This window comes from Mycobacterium sherrisii (assembly GCF_002102355.1).
GTDB lineage: Bacteria > Actinomycetota > Actinomycetes > Mycobacteriales > Mycobacteriaceae > Mycobacterium > Mycobacterium sherrisii.
Genome location: NZ_LQPT01000060.1, coordinates 22,169 through 42,711, shown reverse-complemented (window position 1 = coordinate 42,711; position 20,543 = coordinate 22,169). Strand labels below are relative to the sequence as shown.

General features: G+C 67.4%; 24 protein-coding genes, 1 tRNA gene and 2 pseudogenes. 7 read left to right on the top strand and 20 right to left on the bottom strand.

The features are described 5' to 3' along the window. Positions 1-8: 8 nt before the first annotated feature. From AWC25_RS09900 to AWC25_RS09865, 8 genes and pseudogenes are all read right to left on the bottom strand, one after another. Positions 9-889: pseudogene (locus AWC25_RS09900) on the bottom strand (SDR family oxidoreductase). Between the two features lie 25 nt (positions 890-914). Beyond that, positions 915-2,159 (bottom strand): cysteine--1-D-myo-inosityl 2-amino-2-deoxy-alpha-D-glucopyranoside ligase, encoded by a 1,245-nt coding sequence (gene mshC / locus AWC25_RS09895; RefSeq protein ID WP_069400475.1) that lies wholly within the window; start codon positions 2,157-2,159, stop codon positions 915-917. Positions 2,160-2,298: 139 nt separating this feature from the next. After that, positions 2,299-3,066 carry a 3'(2'),5'-bisphosphate nucleotidase CysQ gene (locus AWC25_RS09890; RefSeq protein ID WP_069400476.1) on the bottom strand — a complete coding sequence of 256 codons (768 nt, stop codon included), beginning with the start codon at positions 3,064-3,066 and terminating at the stop codon, positions 2,299-2,301. Between the two features lie 65 nt (positions 3,067-3,131). After that, positions 3,132-3,947: an SCO1664 family protein gene (locus tag AWC25_RS09885; RefSeq protein WP_069400415.1), complete on the bottom strand. Its 816-nt coding sequence runs from the start codon at positions 3,945-3,947 to the stop codon at positions 3,132-3,134. Beyond that, entirely contained in the window at positions 3,931-4,518 is a 588-nt protein-coding gene (locus AWC25_RS09880; protein ID WP_069400416.1) for a DUF3090 domain-containing protein, read from the bottom strand. The genes AWC25_RS09885 and AWC25_RS09880 overlap by 17 nt, the downstream gene beginning before the upstream one ends. A 75-nt stretch (positions 4,519-4,593) precedes the next feature. Next, a complete protein-coding gene (locus AWC25_RS09875; RefSeq protein ID WP_069400417.1) occupies positions 4,594-5,334 on the bottom strand; it encodes a histidine phosphatase family protein in 741 nt (246 codons plus the stop codon). Next, complete coding sequence (locus AWC25_RS09870; RefSeq protein ID WP_085166712.1) at positions 5,331-6,161, bottom strand: undecaprenyl-diphosphate phosphatase; 831 nt, start codon at positions 6,159-6,161, stop codon at positions 5,331-5,333. The genes AWC25_RS09875 and AWC25_RS09870 overlap by 4 nt, the downstream gene beginning before the upstream one ends. Positions 6,162-6,222: 61 nt before the next feature. Further along, positions 6,223-6,525, bottom strand: a complete 303-nt coding sequence (locus tag AWC25_RS09865; RefSeq protein ID WP_069400419.1) for a hypothetical protein — start codon at positions 6,523-6,525, stop codon at positions 6,223-6,225. Positions 6,526-6,635: 110 nt separating this feature from the next. On the opposite strand from AWC25_RS09865, the gene AWC25_RS09860 reads away from it, so the two are divergent. From AWC25_RS09860 to AWC25_RS09850, 3 genes are read left to right on the top strand one after another with little or no spacing between them, the layout of a single operon-like run. Beyond that, complete coding sequence (locus AWC25_RS09860; protein WP_085166711.1) at positions 6,636-7,709, top strand: YncE family protein; 1,074 nt, start codon at positions 6,636-6,638, stop codon at positions 7,707-7,709. 44 nt (positions 7,710-7,753) lie between these two features. Further along, a complete protein-coding gene (locus AWC25_RS09855) occupies positions 7,754-7,960 on the top strand; it encodes a DUF5703 family protein (protein WP_069400421.1) in 207 nt (68 codons plus the stop codon). Between the two features lie 20 nt (positions 7,961-7,980). Next, positions 7,981-9,051, top strand: coding sequence for a quinone-dependent dihydroorotate dehydrogenase (locus AWC25_RS09850; protein ID WP_198166653.1), 1,071 nt, complete (start codon positions 7,981-7,983; stop codon positions 9,049-9,051). Position 9,052: 1 nt separating this feature from the next. Here AWC25_RS09850 and AWC25_RS09845 read toward each other — a convergent pair whose 3' ends face one another. From AWC25_RS09845 to AWC25_RS09830, 4 genes are read right to left on the bottom strand one after another with little or no spacing between them, the layout of a single operon-like run. Then, positions 9,053-10,420, bottom strand: a complete 1,368-nt coding sequence (locus AWC25_RS09845) for an HNH endonuclease signature motif containing protein (protein ID WP_085166710.1) — start codon at positions 10,418-10,420, stop codon at positions 9,053-9,055. Between the two features lie 30 nt (positions 10,421-10,450). Next, positions 10,451-11,053 carry an alpha/beta fold hydrolase gene (locus tag AWC25_RS09840; RefSeq protein ID WP_069400423.1) on the bottom strand — a complete coding sequence of 201 codons (603 nt, stop codon included), beginning with the start codon at positions 11,051-11,053 and terminating at the stop codon, positions 10,451-10,453. 6 nt (positions 11,054-11,059) lie between these two features. Beyond that, positions 11,060-11,590 carry a YbhB/YbcL family Raf kinase inhibitor-like protein gene (locus tag AWC25_RS09835; protein WP_085166709.1) on the bottom strand — a complete coding sequence of 177 codons (531 nt, stop codon included), beginning with the start codon at positions 11,588-11,590 and terminating at the stop codon, positions 11,060-11,062. A gap of 34 nt (positions 11,591-11,624) precedes the next feature. Further along, positions 11,625-12,998: a M20/M25/M40 family metallo-hydrolase gene (locus AWC25_RS09830; RefSeq protein WP_084229330.1), complete on the bottom strand. Its 1,374-nt coding sequence runs from the start codon at positions 12,996-12,998 to the stop codon at positions 11,625-11,627. A 101-nt stretch (positions 12,999-13,099) separates the two neighbouring features. Here AWC25_RS09830 and AWC25_RS09825 point away from each other — a divergent pair. From AWC25_RS09825 to AWC25_RS09815, 3 genes are all read left to right on the top strand, one after another. Then, positions 13,100-13,185 (top strand) — tRNA-Leu (locus AWC25_RS09825). A 375-nt stretch (positions 13,186-13,560) separates the two neighbouring features. After that, positions 13,561-14,385, top strand: a complete 825-nt coding sequence (locus AWC25_RS09820) for an alpha/beta fold hydrolase (protein ID WP_085166708.1) — start codon at positions 13,561-13,563, stop codon at positions 14,383-14,385. Positions 14,386-14,483: 98 nt separating this feature from the next. Continuing rightward, positions 14,484-15,104, top strand: coding sequence for an isochorismatase family protein (locus AWC25_RS09815; protein ID WP_232327007.1), 621 nt, complete (start codon positions 14,484-14,486; stop codon positions 15,102-15,104). 23 nt (positions 15,105-15,127) lie between these two features. On the opposite strand, the gene AWC25_RS09810 is transcribed toward AWC25_RS09815, so the two are convergent. From AWC25_RS09810 to nthB, 4 genes are read right to left on the bottom strand one after another with little or no spacing between them, the layout of a single operon-like run. Beyond that, positions 15,128-15,331 (bottom strand): CbtB domain-containing protein, encoded by a 204-nt coding sequence (locus AWC25_RS09810; protein WP_069400441.1) that lies wholly within the window; start codon positions 15,329-15,331, stop codon positions 15,128-15,130. After that, entirely contained in the window at positions 15,318-15,656 is a 339-nt protein-coding gene (locus AWC25_RS09805; protein ID WP_069400442.1) for a nitrile hydratase accessory protein, read from the bottom strand. Before AWC25_RS09805 ends, AWC25_RS09810 begins: the two co-directional genes overlap by 14 nt. Further along, positions 15,643-16,272, bottom strand: coding sequence for a nitrile hydratase subunit alpha (gene nthA / locus AWC25_RS09800; RefSeq protein WP_069400443.1), 630 nt, complete (start codon positions 16,270-16,272; stop codon positions 15,643-15,645). Before nthA ends, AWC25_RS09805 begins: the two co-directional genes overlap by 14 nt. Beyond that, complete coding sequence (gene nthB, locus AWC25_RS09795) at positions 16,269-17,006, bottom strand: nitrile hydratase subunit beta (RefSeq protein WP_085166707.1); 738 nt, start codon at positions 17,004-17,006, stop codon at positions 16,269-16,271. The genes nthA and nthB overlap by 4 nt, the downstream gene beginning before the upstream one ends. Before the next feature lie 258 nt (positions 17,007-17,264). Between nthB and AWC25_RS09790 the strand changes: the two are divergent. Continuing rightward, positions 17,265-17,951 (top strand): annotated as a pseudogene (locus AWC25_RS09790) (phosphoribosyltransferase); the annotation flags it as partial. A 2-nt stretch (positions 17,952-17,953) separates the two neighbouring features. On the opposite strand, the gene AWC25_RS09785 reads toward AWC25_RS09790, so the two are convergent. From AWC25_RS09785 to AWC25_RS09770, 4 genes are all read right to left on the bottom strand, one after another. Next, positions 17,954-18,319 carry a hypothetical protein gene (locus AWC25_RS09785; protein ID WP_069400446.1) on the bottom strand — a complete coding sequence of 122 codons (366 nt, stop codon included), beginning with the start codon at positions 18,317-18,319 and terminating at the stop codon, positions 17,954-17,956. A 74-nt stretch (positions 18,320-18,393) separates the two neighbouring features. Beyond that, positions 18,394-19,185: a DivIVA-like cell division protein Wag31 gene (gene wag31 / locus AWC25_RS09780; protein ID WP_069400447.1), complete on the bottom strand. Its 792-nt coding sequence runs from the start codon at positions 19,183-19,185 to the stop codon at positions 18,394-18,396. Between the two features lie 233 nt (positions 19,186-19,418). Further along, positions 19,419-19,715, bottom strand: a complete 297-nt coding sequence (locus AWC25_RS09775; RefSeq protein WP_069400448.1) for a YggT family protein — start codon at positions 19,713-19,715, stop codon at positions 19,419-19,421. 174 nt (positions 19,716-19,889) lie between these two features. After that, entirely contained in the window at positions 19,890-20,534 is a 645-nt protein-coding gene (locus tag AWC25_RS09770) for a cell division protein SepF (protein WP_069400449.1), read from the bottom strand. Positions 20,535-20,543: the final 9 nt, after the last annotated feature.

Below are 20,543 nucleotides of genomic sequence, written 5' to 3'. Positions count from 1 at the left end.
CGTGGCCGCTACGCCTTGCCCAACTCCTCGTTGTAGGTGCTGGTGGACCGGCCCAGCGCGGCGACCTCGTCGTCCATTTGCGGCATCAACTTCGCGGCGGTGCGACGTACGGGTAGTTCACCGAGCCGGGTGGACAGCACGGGTTTGAGCCAGCGGAACGCGACCACCCACCCGGGGCAGTAAATGCGGTCCTTGCGGGCCTCGATGCCCTTGACGAAGGCGGTTGCGCACGCGTCCACCGACGTGGTCTTGTTCAGCGGCCAGGGCAGCTTGGCCAGCAGGTTGGCGAAGGACGGCAGATCGGTCTTGGTGTCGCGCACCAGCGCGGTGTCGATCCAGGACATGTGCGCCACGCCCACGTCGACGCCGCGATGGGCGATCTCCAGCCGCAGCGCGTGCGCCAGGTGCTCGTTGCCGGCCTTGGACATGTCGTAGGGCGCCATCCCGGGTGCGGCCGCGAACGCCGCCAGCGACGAGACGATCAGCAGGTAACCGCGCCGTCGATCAGCGCCGGCAACGTCGCCCGCGCGGTGTAGAACACGCCGAGCAGGTTCACGTCCAGGACCCGCTTGAACGCCTCGGGGTCGACCTGCAGCACCGACCCATAACTGGCGATGCCGGCGTTCGCCACGGCGACGTCGATGCCGCCGAAGCGTTCCACGGCGCGGTCGGCGGCCGCCTGCAGCGCGGACAGATCGCGGACGTCGGCCACCGCGGTCAGCACGTGCTCGTCGCCGCCGAGCTCGGTGGCCAACGTGTCCAGTGCAGCGCGGTCGAGGTCGGTCAACACAAGTTGGGCGCCCCGGCGGCGCAGCCGGCGGGCGACCTCCGCGCCGATGCCTCGCGCGCCGCCGGTGATGAAGACGACCTTGCCCTGCAGCGATGCCATGGCCGTCAACGTACCGTCGCCGCGATTACAGGTCCACCCCGAGTAGCGCGTCGATCGCGGCGGCCACCAACTTCGGCGCGGCCGCGTCGTGACCACCGTACTCGAGCGCATCGGTGGCCCAACCATCAAGTGCCGCAATCGCTTTGGGTGTGTCCAGGTCGTCGGCCAGATATTTGCGCACCCGCGCGATGACGTCGGCGGCGTCCGGACCGGCGGGCAGCGTCGTGGCGCTGCGCCAGCGCTGCAGCCGCGCGACGGATTCGTCGAGCAACTCCTGACTCCACGACCGATCGGCGCGGTAGTGCCCGGCCAGCAGACCCAGCCGAATGGCCGACGGCGGCACACCCTGCGCGCGTAACGCCGAGACGAGCACCAGGTTGCCGCGGCTCTTCGACATCTTGTGCCCGTCCCAGCCGATCATCCCGGCGTGCACGTAGTGGCGGGCGAATCGTCTTTCGCCCCGGACACATTCGGCGTGCGCGGCGGTGAATTCGTGGTGCGGGAAAACCAGGTCACGGCCCCCGCCCTGAATGTCGAGGCCGCTGCCGATGCGACTGAGCGCGATCGCCGCGCATTCGACGTGCCAGCCGGGACGGCCGTCGCCGAACGGCGACGGCCAGCTGGGCTCGCCGGGTCGCGCGGCCTTCCACAGCAGGGCGTCGAGCTGATCGGTTTTACCCACCCGATCCGGGTCGCCGCCCCGCTCGGCGAACAGCCGCAGCATGGTGTCCCGGTCGTAGCCCGACTCGTAGCCGAACTGCGGCGTAGCGTCCGCCCGGTAGTAGACGTCGGGATATTCCCCGACTTCTGGGTCGACGACGTAGGCCGCTCCCGACGCCAGCATCTTTTCGACGAGCTCCACCACTTCGGGAATCGCCTCGGTCGCGCCCACGTATTCGCGCGGCGGCAGCACCCGCAGCGCGGCCATGTCCTCGCGGAACAGGGCGACCTCGCGATCGCCCAGCTCGCGCCAGTCGACGCCATCGCGGGCGGCCCGCTCGAACAGCGGGTCGTCGACGTCGGTGACGTTCTGTACATAGTGGACGTCGTGCCCCAGGTCCAGCCAGAGCCGATGAATCAGGTCGAACGCCAGATAGGTGGCGGCGTGGCCCAGATGCGTGGCGTCGTAAGGGGTGATCCCGCAGACATACATGCTCGCCGTCGACCCGGCCGCCACCGGACGGACCTGGCGGTCGGAGGTGTCGAACAGCCGCAGTTCCGGACCGCGTCCGGGCACTTCGGGAATCGGTGCGGGAGACCACGACTGCATGCTGTCGACTTTAGGCCCGGTGACGATGCGGCCCACGCAGTGGGCCGAGAAGGAGGCGGGCAATCAAGTCCAGCCCGGTGACGATGCGGCCCACGCAGTGGGCCGAGAAGGAAGCGGGCAATCAAGTCCAGCCCGACGGTCAGCGCCACGCGTTGCGGATGGCGTCGAGCAAGATTGGGGCAACCTCGGCGCGACACATCACGAAGTCGGGCAGGTACGGGTCGAGCTGGTTGTACCGCATCGGCGAACCGTCCAACCGCGACGCGTGCATGCCGGCGGCCATCACCACCCCGGCCGGCGCGGCCGAATCCCACTCCCACTGCCCCCCGGCGTGCAGGTAGGCATCGACGTCGCCGTCGATGATGGCCATCGCCTTGGCGCCGGCCGAACCGATCGCCACCGGCTGAATCGCCAACTCTTGGCGCATCCGGTGCAGCACCGCGGGAGGCCGGGTGGCGCTGACCGCAATGCGCAGCGTGTGCGGTACACCGACCCGTGCCCGGCTGGCGGTCACGGTGTCACTGCGATACACGATGTTGCCCCGGGCGGGCAACGAGACTGCGGCATCGGTGATTTCGCGTCGCCCATCGGTGGGCCGCTGCCACAGCGCGATGTGGACCGCCCAGTCGTCGCGCCCGGGCGTGGAGAACTCCCGGGTGCCGTCGACCGGATCGATGATCCACACCCGGTCGTGCTCGAGGCGCTTGAGATCGTCGTAGGCTTCCTCGCTGAGCACCGCGTCGTCGGGACGCTCGGCCCGCAGCCGTCGCAGGATCAGCTCGTTGGCCAGGCTGTCGCCGGCGTCGCCCAGCATCCAGGGATGACCGAAGCCGATCTCCTCCCGGACCTTCAGCAGCAGCTCCCCCGCGTCGGCGGCGAGATCGGCAGCCAACGCGGCATCGGTCATCTCATCCCGCGTTTTGGGGGCGCCCGGGGTCACCGGTTCAGTATCGCCGACGTCGATGCGCAGCGCTAAAACGCGGGCCAGGGTATGGGCCGATGCCGGCTGGGCGTGGGCATCACCGGGTTGTCCAGCAGCGTGTGCACCCGCAGTTGCAGGGCGGCGACTTCCGCCCGGGTGACGTGTTCGGCGAGCGCCTCGCCGAGGTCGTCGCCGAGCGCGTCGGACAGACCGGCGACGGCCGTGAGCATGTGATCGTCGATCGGCTTGCCGGCCCACCCCCACAGCACGGTGCGCAGCTTGTTCTCCACGTGCAGGCACACACCGTGGTCGACGCCGTAGATGTGGCCGTCGAGGTCGCGCAGCACGTGCCCGCCCTTACGGTCGGCGTTGTTGACCAGCACGTCGAACACCGCCATCCGCCACAGCCGAATGTCGTCGGCATGCATCAGAACGACCTCGTCGCCGGCATAGTCCTGGGCCCGCAGCACCGGCAGATAACCCGGCTGCTGCTTGCCGGCGGGAAACAGGTCGACCAGATCCGGGCCCGGCGGGGGGTCGGCGTCCACCTCGTCACCGGGCTGCCGCACCCACTGCTGCAGCATGCCCGGACCCGCCGGCCCGTGCCGAATGATCGTGTACGGCACCAGATTCCAGCCCAGCTGCGCGGAGACCAGATAAGCCGACCGTTCCCGGCCGGCCAGCGTTCCGTCCGGGAAATCCCACAGCGGCGCCTCGCCGGCCACCGGTTTGTACACACAGTGCACGCTGGTCTCGCCGAGAGTCGACTCGCACAGGAAGGTGGCGTTGCTGGCCGAGCGGATCCGCCCGAGAACCGTCAGCTCGCCGTTCCGCAAGACCTCGCGTTCGTCATTCCTCGGGTTCATCGTCTGGCCCGAGCAGCGCGCCGCGCTTGTATCCGTTGGCGCGCGCACAAATGTGACCCTCCGGGTCCAGCGGTTCGTCGCACAGCGGGCAGGGCGGGCGTCCCGCCGAGATCACCCGGGTGGATCGGGTGGCGAATTGACGCGCCGACTCCGGGGTCAAGAACACGCGCACCGCGTCGGGACCCTCATCGGTGTCATCGAGCACCACCGAGGCGTCGAACTCGGCGTCGGTGACGGCCAGCAGCTCGACGACAACCGTCTGTGCCTCCGAATCCCAGCCCAGGCCCATGGTGCCGACCCGGAATTCCGCGTCCACCGGGGTGATGAGCGGGTTGAGGTCGTCGATCTCCGACGGTTCGGGCGGGACCGGTGTGCCGAACCGGCGGTTCACCTCGAGCAGCAGCGCACCGATGCGCTCGGCAAGCACCGCGACCTGTTGCTTCTCCAGCACCACCGAGACGACGCGGGAGTCGCCGACCGCCTGGATATAGAACGTGCGGTTTCCGGGCTGCCCGACGGTCCCGGCCACGAAGCGGTCGGGCGTGCGGAATACGTGGATTGCGCGAGGCATGGCATCTCCCAAAATACCGGCTGTTGACGTCGCAGCGCGATGCGATCCGATTGCGGCATCAGAAAATTACCCGTATCAGTCTGGCGAACCGCCGACCACCGCGTCGCTGGACGGCACCGGCTCGGTCGGTTGTTGTTGCGGCTCATCGGGTTTGTCGCCGTCGGAGTCGCTCTTGGGCGGGGGTCCGGCCCGCAGCGCGGCGGCCAGCCGACCGCCGGTGTGGTTGACATGCAGCACGAACGGCCGCAGCGGGGTGTACCGGATGACGCTTACCGAGGCCGGGTCGGCAGTGACGCGCTGGAAGCCGTCCAGGTGCATTCCATAGGCGTCGGCGATCAACGACTTGATCACATCACCGTGCGTGCAAGCCACCCACAGCGCGTCACCCTGGTGCTCTTCGCTCAGCCGCCGGTCGTGCTCGCGGACCGCGGCCACCGCGCGGGCCTGCACCTGCGCCAGCCCCTCCCCGCCGGGAAAGACGGCGGCACTGGGATGGGCCTGCACCACCCGCCACAGCTCCTCCTTGGCCAGCTCACCGATCTTGCGGCCGGTCCAGTCGCCGTAGTCCACCTCGGCGAGGCGCTCCTCGACGAGCGGTTCCAGGCACAGCAGCTCGGCCAGCGGCTCGATCGTGTGCCGGCAGCGCAGCAGCGGGGAGGTGACCACGGCCCGGATCGGCAGGTCGCCGAGCCTGTCGATCAACCCGGCGGCCTGCTCGCGGCCCTTGTCGTCGAGGTCCACGCCCTCCGACCGGCCGGCCAGCGTGCCGGCGGTGTTGGACGTCGAACGGCCGTGCCGCAACAGGATGACGGTCATGTCGCCGCCACCGTGCCCGTCGCCAGCAGGATCAGCACGATGCCTCCCACAATCACCCGGTAGCCCACGAACCAATACATGCTGTGCCGCACCAAGAACCGCAGGAACCACGCCACCGCGGACAGGCCGATGACAAACGCGATCAGCATGGCCACGCCCAGCTGCGGGACGGTCGCGCTCATGCCCGCGGTCACCGGATGAAACGCGTCGGGCAGCGAGAACAGCCCGGAGGCGAACACCGCGGGAATGGCCAGCAGGAAACCGAAGCGCGCGGACAGCTCCCGGTCCAGTCCCAGAAACAGACCCGCGCTGATCGTCGACCCGGAGCGCGAGACGCCGGGAATCAGCGCCAGGCACTGCGCGGTGCCCACCGCCAGGGCGTCCCGCCAGTTCAGCTGCTCGCCGTGCCGGGTCTGCCGGCCCAGGTACTCGGCCAGCGCGATCACCGCCGAGAACACCACCATCGCGGTGGCGATCACCCACAGATTGCGCACCCCCGAGCGGATCTCGTCCTTGAAGAACAGCCCCAGCACGCAGATCGGGATGCTGCCGATGATGACGTACCAGCCCATCCAGTAGTCGAAGTCGCGGCGCGACGCGGCGGCCAGCCCGGCGAACCAGGCCTTGAGGATGCGCGCGATGTCGCGCGCGAAGTACACCAGCACCGCGGCCTCGGTACCGAGCTGCGTCACCGCGGTGAACGAGGCGCCGGCGTCGTCGGCGAAGAACACCCGCGACACGATCGCCAGGTGACCGGAGGAGGAAACCGGCAGAAACTCGGTGAGCCCCTGCACCACCGACAGCGCGATGACCTGCCACCAAGACATTGCCAACACCGCAGTCACGACGACGACCGTACCTGGTACCGGCCGCCGCGGGCCGCGGCGACTAACGCGGGACGGGCACCGCGGCGGCGATGGAATCACGCACTGCGGCCGTCAAACTGCGCGCGTCGGTGACGTCGAGATCGACCAGCCCGCGCACCGCCCTCGCCACCACGTCTTCGGCCTGTGGAACGGGCCCGGAAAGGCGCGGCCGGTAAACTTCCACGATCAGCGAACGGTGCTCAATGTGGAACGAAAAACTGCGCCCATCACCAACTTGTCCATAACCGCTGGCAAAAATTCCTGTCGAGATGTCCTCGACAGCAAACTCATTGCCGGCGGTATGCCGGTCGGCCATGACGGTCATATTGCGACGATACCTCTCCAGAACGCCCCCGCGTGCGCAACATGGCGCAGTTGGATGCGGAACCGTTCCTTACAATGTGAGTTTCCCCATCCGCCACGTCGAGGTCGGTTTTGCTAACACGCCACAGGCACGGTGAACAGCGATTTCAGCGCATTGTTTGTGGGTTATCGATTTTGCTGTCGTCGGTCACCGGCTGTTCGTCGAATCCGCTCGACACCACCCCGCCCACCATCGAGGCGGCCCGCCCGGCCGTGTCGCCGCCCGCGGCGGTGCCGCCCGCCGGCACGGTGCGCCCGCTGCCCGGGCACCCGTCCGCCGCGGCCTTCGACGAGGACACCCATCAGCTGGTCATCCTGGTCCCCGGCGCCGATGCACGAGCCCCGGCCACGGTCGCGGTGCTCGGCTCGGCACCGCGGGCCCGGGTCATCGCGCTGCCCGGCCCGGCGACGGCGTTGACCGGCGACGGCCACGGCGCGGCCTACCTGGCCGCCCGCGGCGGCTACTTCCGGGTGGGAGTGTCGACCGGCCGCACCACCCGGGTGGCGGTCGCCGATTTTGCGAATGTGGACTTCACCGCGATCGCGCAGCGCGCCGACGGCAAGCTGGTGCTGGGCAGCGCCGACGGCACCCTGTTCACGCTTGCCGCACATCCCGGCGACGCGGGCACCGCGACGGTCGAGAACCGGAACAAGATCTTTGCCAGGGTGGATTGGCTTGTCACTCAAGGCAATACCACTGTGGTGCTGGACCGCGGGCAGACCTCGGTGACGACGATCGGTCCCGACGGCCGGGCCGCCCAGTCGCTGCGGGCCGGCGAGGGCGCCACCACGATGGCCGCCGACGGGCTGGGGCGCGTCCTGGTGGCCGACACCCGCGGCGGCGAACTGCTGGTCTACGGCTGTTGTGCGCCGCGGACCCCGCTGATCCTGCGGCAGGCGTACCCGGTACGGCAGAGCCCCTACGGCTTGGCGGGTTCGCGCGCGTTGGCGTGGGTGTCTCAAACCGAATCGAATATGGTTATTGGTTACGATTTGGCAACCGGAATTCCCGTCGAAAAGGTGCGTTACCCAACAGTGCAGCAACCCAACTCGTTGGCCTATGACGAAGCAGCGGACACCCTGTACGTGGTGTCGGGCTCCGGGGCAGGGATCCAGGTCATCGAGCACGCGGCGGGCAACCGTTGAGCGCGCCGCGATGGAGCCGGCTCCCGGCGGACTGGGACACCGAAATGTCCGACGACTACGAATGGGCCCCGCTACGACTGCCGCCGGAGGTGACCCGGCTCAGCGCGTCCACCAGGCTGTCCATCGAGGCGGAGTATCGCGGCTGGGAACTGACCCGGGTGCGTCTCTACAACGACGGCAGTAGGCGAGTCCTGTTGCGCCGCAAGAAGTCTCGCATGAGCGACCAGCATCCTGACCAACCCGAGCTGTGACGACGCGCCAGCGCCGGGCGATTAGCCCGTACGGGTTGTTGCGCCGGCTGTTCTTCCTGGTCCCGCCCGAACGCATCCACACGTTGGTGTTCGCCGCCCTGCGCGCCGCGACCGCACTGGGTGTAACCCGACGGCTGCTGCACCGGCTGCTGGGCGCGCACGACCCGGTGCTGGCCAGCACGGTGTACGGTGTGCGCTTTCCCGCCCCGCTCGGGCTGGCCGCCGGCTTCGACAAGGACGGTCGGGGCTTGCATACCTGGGGCGCTCTGGGATTCGGATACGCGGAGGTGGGCACCGTCACCGCACGCCCGCAGCCCGGCAACCCCGCGCCCCGGTTGTTCCGGCTGCCCGAGGATCGGGCGCTCCTCAACCGGATGGGCTTCAACAATCACGGCGCCGGGGAGCTGGCCGGCCGGTTGGCGCGACACCACCCCGACGTGCCGATCGGGGTGAACATCGGCAAGACCAAGCTGACCCCCGCCGCCGAGGCGGTCGAGGACTATCGGGCCAGCGCCCGGCTAGTGGGTCGGTTGGCGTCGTACCTGGTGGTCAATGTCAGCTCGCCGAACACCCCCGGGCTGCGCGACCTGCAGGCGGTCGAGGCGCTGCGCCCCATCCTGTCCGGGGTGCTGGCCGAAACGTCGGTGCCGGTGCTGGTGAAGATCGCGCCGGACGTGTCGGATGCCGACGTCGACGCCATCGCGGATCTGGCCGTCGAACTGGGGCTGGCGGGCATCGTCGCGACCAACACCACGGTGTCACGCGACGGCCTACATACGCCGGGCGTCGACGATCTCGGCCCGGGCGGCATCTCGGGGCCGCCGGTCGCCCGCCGCGCCGCGGAGGTGCTGCGTCGGCTCTACCGGCGGGTCGGCGACCGGCTGGTGCTGATCAGCGTCGGGGGCATCGAGACCGCCGACGACGCCTGGGAACGGATCACCGCGGGCGCGTCCCTGCTGCAGGGCTACACCGGCTTCGTCTATGCGGGCGGCTTGTGGCCCAAGCACATTCACGACGGCATCGCCCAACGGCTCCGCGACGGCGGGTTCGCCTCCCTGTCCGAAGCCGTCGGGTCCGCAGCTCGGGACTAGATCACGCCGCGCCGTCTTCGTCTTGGTCGCCGGCCAGCAGCTTCTCGGGATGATGGAAGGTGTTCACCCGCGGCTGCCCGCGGTCCAGGTGCGGCGGCGGAATCCATTCGGTGACGCCGTCCCTGCGTTTTCGCGTGACCCAGCCGGCGTCGAGGAGTTTGTGGTGTACGCCGCAGGCGAAGGTGAGCTGGTCGATGTCGGTGCGATACGTGCCTGCCCAATCGTCGACATGGTGCACTTCACACCAATAACCCGGCACGTCGCAGCCGGGCGCCGTGCAGCCCCGATCCTTGGCGTACAACACAATTCGCTGACCCGGTGTGGCCAATCGCTTGGCGTGGTAGAGGCCGACGGCGTGCTCGCCGTCGAAGATCGCCAGATAGTGATGCGCGTGGCGGGCCAGGCGGATCACGTCGGTCAACGGTAGCCGGGTTCCGCCGGCGGTGAACGCGGTGCCGGCGGCGGCTTCGAGGTCCCGCAGTGTGGTGGTCACGATGATGGTGGCGGGTAATCCGTTGTGCTGCCCTAACTTTCCCGACGCCAACACCGCGCGCAGCGCGGCATTGAGTGCATCGTGGTTCCGCTGGGCCACGGTCCGGCCGTCGCGGCGCGCCCGGGCCTCACCGGCGCAATCGTCGAGGACCGGCGTGTCGTCCTCGGGGTTGCACATGCCGGGCGCAGCCAGCTTAGCCAGCACCGCCTCCACCGTGGCCCGAGTCTCCGGCGTCAACCAGCCGGTCAGTCGCGACATGCCGTCGCCGTCCTGCTGGCCCAGCGTCAGCCCGCGTCGCCGCGCCCGGTCTTCTTCGCGATAATTGCCGTCGGGGTTGAGGCAATCGGCAAGCCGGTCGGCGAGTTTGGCCACCTGATCGGGGCGGAATTGGGTGGCGAGCCGGGCCAGATGCCGTTCGGCACAGTCCCGAGTCTCGAGGTCCACCGAGGCCGGCAACCGATCGAAGAACCGCCGGATCACCGAGACGTGCGCGGGACCGGCCAAACCGTCTCGCTGGGCCGTCGCCGTCGCGGTCAACATCGGCGGCAGCGGCTCACCGGTAAGCGCCCGCCGTGGCCCCAGATCGGCGGCCTCGGACACGCGCCGGGCGGCCTCAGCGCGGCTGATGCGCAGCCGGTCCGCCAATGCATGCGCCAGGGTGCCACCCAACTCGCTGGCATCGGACTCCTCGGCGATCTGATTGATCAGCTCGTGCCCGGGCGCCTGCAACCGCCACGTCGCCTGCTCGAGCTGCTCCAGCAGCGCCAGCCGCTCCGGTGTGGCCAGGGCGTCGAACGAATGGCCCACTACCCGCGACACCGCGTCCTTCAGCGCGGCGAAGTCCCGCTGAATCTCTTCCCGACTGATCGAACGCATGTTCGAATACTATCGCCACCCACTGACAAGTTAGCTCGAGCGGTCAACCTGCGTCTCGGCCAGATATTCGGCGACAAAATCCACGGTGCGGCGGTGCCATTCGCCGACGCGGCGCAACATGGCGTGGCCGACACCGTCGATGCCCACCCACTGCGCGTCCAGCCCACGCTGGCGGGCTCGTAACGTCTGGATGCGCGAGCTGTCCGGGTCGGTGCGGGTATCGGCGGTGCCGTGGATGACCAACAGCCGGGTCGACGGCGGGATCAGGTCGGCGTCGTCGCGCGGCCAATACGGCGCCAGCGCGACCAGCGCGCCGATCTGTCCGCCGGCGGCCAGCCGCGCCGCTACCCGTCCGCCCATCGAATGAGCAACCAGAACAATGGTTTTCGCTTCGTATCGGCGTTGCATCTGATCTAGCGCGGCCGCCGCGTCGGCCACCGCGTCCAAGCGCGGGCTGTTCCAGCCGCGCAGCCGGTACTGCACCCGTCGCACCGGGACAGCGCGGCCCAGCCGCAACCGCAACACCAGGGCGACCAGCATCATCCGCAGGTTGGCCGACTGCCACCATCGGGAGGTTTCGTCGCTGCGCACCCGCCCGCCGGGCAGCACCAGCACGCACGCGCGGGCGGTCACCGGCGCCTAGGTCTGTTCGTAGGTTCCGTGGATATAGGCCCGCGCAATCGCGTGCTGGAACAGATTGAAACCGAGGAAGGCGGGGCTGGCGTCCTCGCTGAGGTCCAGGTTGTCGACGTCGACGGCGTGCACCGCGATGTAGTAGCGGTGCACACCGTGCCCGGGCGGCGGCGCCGCACCCAGGTAACGACGCATGCCGGCGTCGTTGACCAGCTGGAGCGCACCGCCGGGCAGCTCACGTCCGTCGCCCGCGTCGGCGGGCAGCTCGGTGACGTCGGCCGGCAGGTTGGCGACGGCCCAGTGCCAGAAACCGGACAGGGTCGGGGCGTCGGGGTCATACACGGTGACCGCGAAGCTGCGGGTCTCCTTCGGGAAGCCGGACCAGCTCAGTTGCGGACTGACGTCTTCTCCCCCGGCGCCCATGATGCCGCTCACTTGGGCTTTGGCCAGCGGCTGGCCGTCGGTGACGGACTCGGAGGTCAGGGTGAACGTCGGCAGTTTGGGCAGCGCGTCATACGGGTCGGACGACAAGCTCATGGGCGATCCTCTCGTTTTCCGTTCGTTTGTAGCACTAGCAGTGGGTCAAAAAGTGGGTCAGCACCTCGGTGCCGAAGCGCAGCGAGTCGACGGGTACCCGCTCGTCGACGCCGTGGAACAGCGAGGAGAAATCCAAGTCCGGCGGCAGTCGCAGCGGGGAGAAGCCGAAGCAGCGAATCCCCAACCGCGCGAAGGCTTTTGCGTCGGTGCCGCCGGACAGCATGTACGGGACGGTCCGTCCGTCCGGGTCGACCGCGAGCACCGCCGCATTCATCGCGTCGACCAGGTCACCGTCAAAGCTGGTCTCGTAGGACGGCAGGTCCCTGATCCACTCCCGAGTCACGTCCGGGCCGATCAGCTGGTCGATCTCGGCCTCGAAGGCGGCCAGCCGACCCGGCAGCACCCGGCAGTCGATCACCGCCTCGGCGGCGCCGGGAATGACGTTGGCCTTGTAGCCGGCCTTGAGCATCGTCGGGTTTGCGGTGTCGCGCAGCACCGCCGTAAGCATGCGAGCCATCGGACCGAGCTTTGCGATCATGCCGTGCAGATCCGCGGAGTTGGTGTCGAAGGTCAGGCCGGTCTCCTCGCTGATGACGGCCAGGAACTGCGTCACCGTGTCGGTCACCACCACCGGAAACTCGTGCCGGCCGATCCGCGCGACCGCCTCGGACAAGATGGTGACGGCGTTGCGGTCGTTGGCCATCGAGCCGTGCCCCGCCTGTCCGCGGGCGGTGAGGCGCATCCACTGCATGCCCTTCTCGGCCGTCTCGATGAGGTACAGCCGGCGTTCACCGCCGTCGCGTTGCGGCACGGTCAGCGAGAATCCACCCACCTCGCCGATCGCCTCGGTGATGCCCTCGAATAGATCGGGACGGTTGTCAACCAGCCAGTGCGCCCCGTAGCGGCCGCCGTGTTCCTCGTCGGCCAGGAACGCGAACACCAGATCGCGCGGCGGCACGATGCCCGCCCGTTTCAGCTGACGGGCCACGACGATCATCATGCCGACCATGTTCTTCATGTCGACCGCGCCGCGACCCCACACGTAGCCGTCCTCGACCGCCCCGGAAAACGGGTGCACGCTCCAGTCGGCCGGCTCGGCCGGAACCACGTCGAGATGCCCATGGATCAGCAGGGCGCCGCGCGACCTGTCCGCACCCTCCAGCCGGACGAACACGTTGGCCCGCCCCGGCGCCCCGGATTCCAGATACTGCGGCTCGTAGCCCACCTCGGCGAGCTGTGCGGCGACCCACTGCGCGCACTCGGCCTCGCCCCGTGTGGTTTCGGGGTCACCCGTGTTGGTGGTGTCGAACCGGATCAGCCTGCTGACGACTTCGATTACTTCGTCGCTCGAAGCGTTGGGAACTTCGTTCTCAACTGTCACAAGAACCCTTCCTACCACTGCACGCATCGGCCGGCACGGGGGCGAGCCGTCAAGCCAATCCGGCGGTAGCCTAAGTTGGGTCCTTCCGGCCGATCCGCTAGCCTTAGCTGCCGACTTTGGTTGGTCGAGTCCGAGTGGCGGAATGGCAGACGCGCTAGCTTGAGGTGCTAGTGCCCTACTAATGGGCGTGGGGGTTCAAGTCCCCCCTCGGACACAAATTGTGATGGGTGGCAGCGCGGGCACACCTGAGCGCCATGCGACTCATCTGCTACCTATGTCGTGGACTCGCAGACCAGCGCCGCGTGCACAAACCGGCCGACCGCCGGGTGGCCACCGTCACAATGGCCTCCCGCGGGGGCAACTCCACCCGCCGATGCTAGACGAATTCGCTTGGTGGACGGCCGGATTAATCGGCCCCGACGATCGCAGCGATCCGGGGCTGACCCTTTTTCCGTTCCGCGCGGTGCTGCAACCTGTACGCGGGTCATCCGCGTCGCGTAGATTCCTGTCGGCACCACAGCCCGCCCGGGCCTTCCCATTGTTCCCATTGTTGACGTACTATTTCGCGTCCAGCGTTGTGAGGAAAACATTGAGCACCATCGTCACCCCCGACGGCGTCGAAATCTTCTACAAGGATTGGGGTGCCGGCCAGCCAATCGTGTTCAGCCACGGTTGGCCGCTGTCCGCCGATGATTGGGACACCCAGATGCTGTTCTTTCTCGGGCACGGCTATCGGGTCATCGCCCACGATCGGCGTGGCCACGGGCGGTCCAGCCAGGGCGGCGAGGGGCACGACATGGACCACTATGCCGACGACCTTGCGGCGTTGACCGCCCACCTTGATTTGCACGACGCCGTCCATGTGGGCCATTCCACCGGGGGCGGCGAAGTGGTGCGCTACATCGCGCGCCACGGCGAGAGTCGGGTTGCCAAAGCAGCGCTCATCAGCGCGGTGCCGCCGCTCATGGTGCGGACTGACGCAAATCCGGGCGGCCTGCCCAAAGACGTGTTCGACGATTTGCAGGCACAGCTGGCGGCCAACCGGTCAAAGTTCTACCGCGAGTTGGCTTCCGGACCGTTCTACGGCTTTAACCGGCCGGGGGCGCAGGCGTCGGAGGCGATCATCGCCAATTGGTGGCGTCAAGGCATGCAGGGCGGCGCCAAGGCGCACTACGACGGCATCGTCGCGTTCTCCCAGACCGACTTCAGCGAGGACCTCAAAAGCATCACCGTGCCGGTGTTGGTGATGCACGGCGAAGACGATCAGATCGTCCCCTTCGCCGATTCCGCGCCGTTGTCGGCGCGACTGCTCAAGCACGCGGTCCTCAAGAGTTACCCCGGCTTCCCACACGGCATGCCCACGACACACGCCGATACGATCAATGCCGATTTGTTGGCTTTCATCACCCAATGAACAGCCCAGCGGACTGCTACGCGCGAGTTCGCTGAGCGAATGGCCGGCCAGCTAGGAGCCCAGCAGTGAGGTATGACCCCGCCGATACCGCGGTCGTCGTGATCGACCCCCAAAACGATGTGCTGAGCCCCACGGGCCGAAACTGGAACGCCCTCGAAGCGAGCGTGACTGAAAACAAAACTGTCGCCCACCTCGTCGAGATCTTCAGCGCCGCCAAGGCGGGCGGGTTTGTGGTGATGATCTCCCCGCACTATTTCTATCCCTCCGATCACGGTTGGTTGTTCAACGGTCCGCTGGAATCGGACGAACTCCGTACAAACACGTTTGCTCGTGCTGGCGCGCTAACCCTGGATGGCTTCGCCGGTTCCGGCGCTGACTGGCTCGATGAGCTCAAGCCCTTCATCGAGGACCCGGCGACTGTGGTGGCCAGCCCGCACAAAGTATGGGGTCCGCAGACCAACGACCTGGTGCTGCAGCTGCGCAAACGAGGGATCAGCAAAGTCGTCCTGTGCGGCATGCTCGCCAACATCTGCGTGGAGTCGCACCTGCGCGATCTACTCGAGCAAGGATTCGAGGTGGCCGTGGTCCGTGATGCCACAGCGGGCCCCCGGCATCCCGTTCGCGGTGACGGCTATCAGGCCGCGTTGGTGAATTACGCCTACCTGGCCCACGCCGTTGAAAACACCGACGAAATCGTTGCCGCCTTCACAAAACACTGACGCTTGGGGTATCCACGTCGGCATCAATGGCACGGATAGCCCAGCAGATGGCGGGCATCGTGCATGAATTCGTGGACATGAGTGTCCGAGCCGAACACCGACACCGCGCCTTGCTCGATGCCGACGAGGTACAACGCCAGCAACGCCAGAAGCGTTGTCATGCTGAGCCATACCGCACCGGTCAGGGCGACGGGGATCGAACGGCTAACGCGTTCAACGGGTTGCATCGTCATGGTCGTCTCCATCTCGGTGATCGGCGGCTGCCGCGTGGTCGCCGTCGTCCAAAACCAGCGGCGCCGTGAGTAATTCGCGCTCGGCCACGATCTTTTCCAGTGCCGCGACCCAGTGGTCGTAGTACTCCCAGTCGCCGCGCCGATCATCGCCGGCGTTCTCCCACGCGGCGATGGAGGCGATCAGGCTCTGCTGGAATTCACTCCACGGGTAGTGACCGAATTCCGCCAATGCCAATGCCAGGCCGAACGCCCGACGCTGCCAAGGGTGATCGAACTGCGGGGCGGCCTGATCGGTGGTGCAGCTGTCATGCAGCTTCATGCGACCGACCCGCCAGAGCGACGCCCATCATCGATTCGGTGGTGACCAGTTCCATCAGCATCTCATCGGTGAAATCCTCTGTGCCCGCTGGCCTTTCGGGTATGACGAACCATCTCGAATGGCCGCTGCTGTCCAACACCCTGATCTCGACGTCCGCCGCGAGTTCCAGGCCGATCTCGGCGAGCACCTTTCGCGGCTCGCGCGCGGCCCGGGCGCGAAAAACCGGATCCTTGTACCAGTACGGCGGCAACCCCAGCACCGGCCACGGGAAACACGAGCACAGCGTGCAGATCACTAGGTGGTGCACCCCCGGGCCGTTGGCCACGGCCCGCAGATGCTCACCCTCGGCGCCCGCCATACCGTCGGGCAGGTCGAGCTCGGCAATCGCCGACGGGGTGTCCGCCACCAGGCGGGCGGCGAATTCGGGATCCGTCCATGCCTTGACGACGATCTTCTTGCCGTTGAGCGGGGTCATCTCGGATTCGAAGTAGGCCAGCACCTTGTCGACGGTTTGGCTGGTGATCACGCCCTTGTCGATGAGCAGCGATTCCAGCGCCTGCACTTTCGCGGCACTGCTTTCCTCGCGGTCCTCCGGAAAGGCGAATCGCGCTGTCATTCCACTCCTTTCAAGTATGCCTCGTACAGCTCGGCGCAGACGGTCTGACGATCATCCTCGGCGCCGGATCCCCAGAGCTCGGCGGCGGTGAACTCGACGAGGTAGTTGGGCATCGGGTCGCCGATCCCGTCCGCGGTGTGATTGAAATACGCGTAGTCGCCCTCGAAAATGCGTGTCACCGTGCCGAGGCGGCCCCGCAGGAATCCGGGCAATCGGGTATGCGGCCCCGCCGGCACGTCGGCGATCCGCACCGTGTCGCCGACGGCGAATTTCGGGTGGGCGACGTCGCGCCGCGGGCTATCCCCCATCCGCAGGTACGCCAACACCTGGGCGTCGATGCCGTCGGCGTCCGAAGAGCTCGCGACTTCTTGCCGCAACGGCAAAGCGTCGATGCGCGCCGCCAATTCGTCGGCCGTCAGGTATCCCTTGTCCACCAGGAACTGGGTGATCCCGCCAAGCCACTTCTCGTAGTAGCGGAACTTGAAGTAGTCGAACGGATTCATCGCCTCCGCGCTGGTGCGCAGGTCAGCCCAGGTCCATTTGTCGTCGAATGCCGTTGCCACCTCGGCAATTGGATACTGTGGCAGCGCCGAGCCGAGATGCTTCGAAAGCGCCATCAGCGCGACATGGATCCCGAAGATGCGTTTCTCCCAGTCCTCGACGAAGACTCGCTTCTCGAGATGCAACGGCTCGGGCAGCCCCTCCAAACCCCCGATATAGTGCTGCAGCTTCATGCTTTGGTCACGCCTTCTGTGCTCCGATCGCCGAACCCGTGTTCCCCGCGCCAGGGAACTGTATACAGTCTGCGGTCAGTCGGGGCCGCTCACCCATGGCAATTGCGCCGTGTTTCCCACGAAACACGACATACCGGTAGCCGAGCCCCATCGCGGGGTTCGTCGGCCCCTTCCGACACTTGGCCGACTTTCGTCGCCAATTGCGTTGGTACGCAACTGATTCGATCGGTCAGCGACGGACGCGTAAACTCGACCATACCGATGAACTCACCGAACGGATTTCTGCGCCGCACCACCCAGCAAACCGCGCGACGGTTTGTAGACCGTCATGAAGCCGGCCGCGTGCTCGCGGAGCAACTGGGCGCCTACCGGGACAAAGACAATGTGTTGGTGCTGGGATTGGCGCGCGGTGGCGTTCCGGTGGCATGGGAGATCGCCCGGGCGCTGCATGCCGAGCTGGATGTGTTTTTAGTCCGCAAGCTCGGGGTGCCCCGCTGGTCGGAGCTTGCGATGGGCGCGCTGGCCAGCGGCGGCGTGGTGATGAACGACCATGTGGTGTCCAGCTTGCACATCAGCGACGAGCAGGTGCGCGACGTTATCGACAGCGAGACTGCCGAGCTGGCCCGCCGCGAACACGCCTACCGCGGCGGCCGTCCCGTCGCCGACCCCCGGGGCAAGATCGTGATCGTGGTCGACGACGGCATTGCCACCGGCGCCAGCATGCTCGCCGCGGTGCGGGCCGTCCGCGCCGCCGAACCGAAATCGATCGTTGTCGCCGTGCCCGTCGGGCCGCAATCGGTCTGGCGGGAACTCGCTTCGGCGGCCGACGACGTCGTGTGCACCCTCACACCGTCGGCATTCGAGGCGGTCGGGCAGGTTTACGACGATTTCCACCAGGTCAGCGATCGCGAGGTGCGCGAGCTGCTCAGCTCGTCGACCCGCTGACCCTACTTGGCCGCGTCGTCGCCGCGGGTGGTCTCGGCCGAGACGGCCTGGTCGCCGTCCGCCTCGTCGGCAGCCTGGGCGTCTTCCTCCGGGTAGTCGACCGGCTCCTCGCCGGTGTCCGGCTGCTCGGCCGCGGCATCGGCGTCAGCGGCGTCGTCGGCGGCATCGGCGTCATCGGCGTCATCGGTTTCGGCGGCATCGCTCGCGTCGCGGTGCTGCCGTTCGCGTAGCGCGTCGACGATGAGTAGCACCACACCCAGGACGCTGGCGCCGATGCACACCCAAGCCACCAGCTCGTTGCTGGTGACCACCGCAAACACCAGCGCGACGAGCCCGATCAGGGCCAACACCAGCGCAATGATCAGCATTCGTCATCCTCTAGCCGAAGGGCGGGACCGCCAGGTCCCGTACACATGGCGTGCCGAATGGCATCGGGTCCCGGCTAGTTATTACCCCGATTGAATTGGTCAAATCCACCGGCATCCGCGCTGGAGTCGACGGGAGCCGCCGATCCGCGCTGGCCGAGCTCCTCGAGCTGGGATTCCAGGTAGGTCTTGAGACGGGTGCGGTATTCGCGTTCGAACGTCCGGAGCTGTTCGAGACGTCCCTCCAGCACCGTGCGCTGCTGGTTGATGGTGCCCATGATCTCGGAGTGCTTGCGCTCGGCGTCGGCCTGCAGGGCGTCGGCCTTCTCCTGGGCCTGGCGCAACTGCGTTTCGGAACGGGTCTGGGCGTCGGCGAGCATGGCGTCGGCGCGCTGGCGGGCCTCCGTGACGGTGGTCTCGGCCGTCTGCCGGGCCTCGGTGAGGATCTGGTCGGCATTGGCCCGCGCGTCTGCCAGCAGTTTTTCGGACTCGGCCTGGGCGCTGCTGGTCAGCCGGTCGGCGGTGTCCTGGGCCAGGCTCAACACACGAGCCGCCTTGAGGGCCTGCTCCTCGTTCGTCCCACTCGGGGCGGCCGCCGCGGGTGCCGCCTTGACAGGTTCCGGCTCGGGCTCGGGTTCGAAGACAGGGGCTGCGGGAGCGGGGTGGGCAGCGGGAGCGCCGCCGGCGGCCAGTTCGCGGTCCAGTTCCTCCACCCGCTGGCGCAGATCGGAGTTCTCTTCGATCAGCCGCGTCAGCTCGTTCTCCACCAGGTCCAGGAACGCGTCGACCTCGTCCTCGTTGTAACCGCGCTTGCCAATCGGCGGCTTACTGAACGCCACATTGTGGACGTCGGCTGGTGTAAGCGGCATTTGTTCGTCCCCTCAAGTTCCTGTCAAACGTTCCCGGAAGTGTAGAACGGAGTGGCAGCGGTTGTGCAACTGCCGCCCATCCTGTCACACCAGACCCGGCGGTCGCCGATTAGGCCAATAATTAAGAGCCAATTTCAAACACTAAGAGACATAAAATCTCAATCCTTAGAATTTGCAAATCGCGCCCATCAAACCGAGGCCTAATCGTGGCCGAACCGACGCTGCGGGCCCTACTACGCTCCGGCCGCGGCACCGAAGGCGAGCTGCATGCCGATGAACGCCACCAGCAAGAGCACCATGATCGACAGATCGAAGCGGACCGCTCCGATGGTGAGTTGCGGGATGAGCCGGCGCAGCAACTTCACCGGCGGATCGGTGATCGACATGATGATCTCCAGGATCACCACGGTGACGCCGGTGGGATGCCAGTCCCGGCTGAACGAGCGGATGAACTCGACGACAACCCGAGCGATGAGCAGCAGCCAAAAGATGAACAGCGCAAACCCAAGGATCTGAAAGAACAGCACCAACGAGAGCCCGACCTTAACGATGAGATGTCAACCGCCGCGCGATAGCGCAGCACTGGCAAGCGTACCGACTCGGGGATGGGCGGACATCTCACCTGCACCGCAGCCGCGGCGCGCTGGGCACCGACCAGCGCCCCAATGACCGACCCCGCCGTACCAGGGAGGGGTCGGGCGCGCTTATTGGTAAGCGTAGAAGCCGGTTTCGGCGATTCGCCGGCGCTCTTCGGGCGTGACGTCGACGTCGGCCGGGGACAGCAGGAACACCTTCGTGGCTACCTTGTCGAACGAGCCGCGTAGGGCAAAGGCCAGCCCGGCCGCAAAGTCGACCAGCCGTTTCGCATCAGCGTTGTCCATCGACACCAGGTCCATGATCACCGGGGTGCCGTCGCGGAAGCGCTCGCCGATGGTGCGGGCCTCGCTGTAGTCCTTGGGCCGCAGCGTGGTGATCTTCGACAGGGGGTGGCCCTCTTCGAACATCATCGCCATCCGGCGCGGGTCCATGGCCAGCGCACCGCGGGTCGACCCGCGCAGCCACGAGCCCAGTCGCGGCCGGCTCATCTCCGGGCCGCGGTCGAACTCGCGCGGGTGCACGGCGCCGTAACGCGGTTCCTCCGGGTAGCCGCCGCGGTAGCCGGCCGGTGGGTACTCGCCGGTGTCGGCGCGCGGGTCGTCGTAGTCGCGGCCGTCATAGCGTCCGTATCCGTCGTCGAAGCGAGGCCGAGGAAATCCGCGCGACGGCGCGCGGTCGTCGTAGTACTCGTCCTCGTAGTCGTCCATCGGGGCCATCCCGAAATAGGCCTTGACCTTATGCAGTGTGCTCATCGCGTTGAC

Bases quoted from the DNA above. Each gene is read 5' to 3' on its own strand.
- mshC (WP_069400475.1), bottom strand. From the start codon at position 2,159: ATGCAGTCGTGGTCTCCCGCACCGATTCCCGAAGTGCCCGGACGCGGT.
- AWC25_RS09890 (WP_069400476.1), bottom strand. From the start codon at position 3,066: ATGACCGATGCCGCGTTGGCTGCCGATCTCGCCGCCGACGCGGGGGAG.
- AWC25_RS09885 (WP_069400415.1), bottom strand. From the start codon at position 3,947: ATGAACCCGAGGAATGACGAACGCGAGGTCTTGCGGAACGGCGAGCTG.
- AWC25_RS09880 (WP_069400416.1), bottom strand. From the start codon at position 4,518: ATGCCTCGCGCAATCCACGTATTCCGCACGCCCGACCGCTTCGTGGCC.
- AWC25_RS09875 (WP_069400417.1), bottom strand. From the start codon at position 5,334: ATGACCGTCATCCTGTTGCGGCACGGCCGTTCGACGTCCAACACCGCC.
- AWC25_RS09870 (WP_085166712.1), bottom strand. From the start codon at position 6,161: ATGTCTTGGTGGCAGGTCATCGCGCTGTCGGTGGTGCAGGGGCTCACC.
- AWC25_RS09865 (WP_069400419.1), bottom strand. From the start codon at position 6,525: ATGACCGTCATGGCCGACCGGCATACCGCCGGCAATGAGTTTGCTGTC.
- AWC25_RS09855 (WP_069400421.1), top strand. From the start codon at position 7,754: ATGTCCGACGACTACGAATGGGCCCCGCTACGACTGCCGCCGGAGGTG.
- AWC25_RS09845 (WP_085166710.1), bottom strand. From the start codon at position 10,420: ATGCGTTCGATCAGTCGGGAAGAGATTCAGCGGGACTTCGCCGCGCTG.
- AWC25_RS09835 (WP_085166709.1), bottom strand. From the start codon at position 11,590: ATGAGCTTGTCGTCCGACCCGTATGACGCGCTGCCCAAACTGCCGACG.
- AWC25_RS09830 (WP_084229330.1), bottom strand. From the start codon at position 12,998: ATGCGTGCAGTGGTAGGAAGGGTTCTTGTGACAGTTGAGAACGAAGTT.
- AWC25_RS09810 (WP_069400441.1), bottom strand. From the start codon at position 15,331: ATGCAACCCGTTGAACGCGTTAGCCGTTCGATCCCCGTCGCCCTGACC.
- AWC25_RS09805 (WP_069400442.1), bottom strand. From the start codon at position 15,656: ATGAAGCTGCATGACAGCTGCACCACCGATCAGGCCGCCCCGCAGTTC.
- nthA (WP_069400443.1), bottom strand. From the start codon at position 16,272: ATGACAGCGCGATTCGCCTTTCCGGAGGACCGCGAGGAAAGCAGTGCC.
- nthB (WP_085166707.1), bottom strand. From the start codon at position 17,006: ATGAAGCTGCAGCACTATATCGGGGGTTTGGAGGGGCTGCCCGAGCCG.
- AWC25_RS09785 (WP_069400446.1), bottom strand. From the start codon at position 18,319: ATGCTGATCATTGCGCTGGTGTTGGCCCTGATCGGGCTCGTCGCGCTG.
- wag31 (WP_069400447.1), bottom strand. From the start codon at position 19,185: ATGCCGCTTACACCAGCCGACGTCCACAATGTGGCGTTCAGTAAGCCG.
- AWC25_RS09770 (WP_069400449.1), bottom strand. From the start codon at position 20,534: ATGAGCACACTGCATAAGGTCAAGGCCTATTTCGGGATGGCCCCGATG.